The 548-nt window shown below is 37.8% G+C and carries 1 pseudogene; it reads left to right on the top strand.

Annotated elements, in window-relative coordinates:
* Positions 1–548, top strand: a pseudogene (locus VDP25_RS17760) (hypothetical protein); the annotation flags it as partial.

The following is a 548-nucleotide window of genomic DNA, read 5'->3' as shown; positions in this document are numbered from 1 at the left end:
GAAAGTGCAACAATAGCTACAGACTGTGCAACGATTGTGGAGTTAGATTTAATTGTAGAGCCAACACCACAACTAGTAGCGCCAACGCCATTAGAAGTTTGTGATGATATCTCAGCAGATGGATTTGCGACCTTCGATTTAACCACTAAGGCAAACGAAATATTAAACGGTCAAGATCCAACGCAGTATATTGTAAGCTATTATGAAAGTGAAGCAAATGCATCCACCGGATTGAATCCTATAGCTAATCCTTTAGCTTATACCAATACAGACGATTTTAATCAAATCATTTGGGTACGTGTAGAAGATAATACTACAGTAGAAGGCTGTTACAAATTAATAGCCTTAGAATTAATTGTTAATGCATTACCTGTTTTAGTAACACCAGCACCTTTAGAGTTGTGTGATGTAAACAACCCAGGAGATGAGCAAGAAGCTTTTATCTTAGAAGAAGCCAATGCCGAGATTTTAAATGGGCAAACAGGTATAACCTTAACGTATTACGAAACGCAATTAGATGCAGCTAATGGAACCAACCCAATCGTAAG

The sequence above is a fragment of the Winogradskyella sp. ECml5-4 genome (assembly GCF_036903175.1).
GTDB classification, from domain to species: domain Bacteria; phylum Bacteroidota; class Bacteroidia; order Flavobacteriales; family Flavobacteriaceae; genus Winogradskyella; species Winogradskyella damuponensis.
This window is presented reverse-complemented; position numbering and strand designations above follow the sequence as displayed.